General features: G+C 54.8%; 1 protein-coding gene. It reads left to right on the top strand.

Annotated features, from left to right (window positions below; genetic code table 11):
• The coding region (locus IQR33_RS26460; RefSeq protein WP_193844201.1) for an agmatine deiminase family protein at positions 1 to 341 on the top strand (341 nt) is incomplete at both ends.

The following is a 341-nucleotide window of genomic DNA, read 5'->3' as shown; positions in this document are numbered from 1 at the left end:
TGGCTTCTATTTTCCGGCTGAGTTTCAGCCGGTTAGTGAAGTTTGGCTAGCGTGGCCTGAAAGGAAAGACAACTGGCGTGATGACGCGTTACCCGCGCAAGAGACTTTCGCCAGAATCGCGAACTTAATCGCGGAAGTGACCAAGGTGTGCGTGGCGGTATGCTCGCACAACTTTGACCGAGCGCGTCAAATGCTCCACTCAGACGTACGTTTGGTGGAAATCCCATTTAACGATGCGTGGATGCGCGATATTGGGCCGACCGTGCTTGTGAATCAGGCGGGTGAGCGCCGTGGGATTAGTTGGCAATTTAACGCGTGGGGCGGCGAGTACAACGGGCTTT

The sequence above is a fragment of the Vibrio sp. OPT46 genome (assembly GCF_015163535.1).
In the GTDB taxonomy this organism is placed as follows: Bacteria; Pseudomonadota; Gammaproteobacteria; order Enterobacterales; family Vibrionaceae; genus Vibrio; species Vibrio alginolyticus.
Note: the sequence above shows the minus strand (reverse complement) of the source record. Positions and strands in the feature narration are given on the sequence as shown.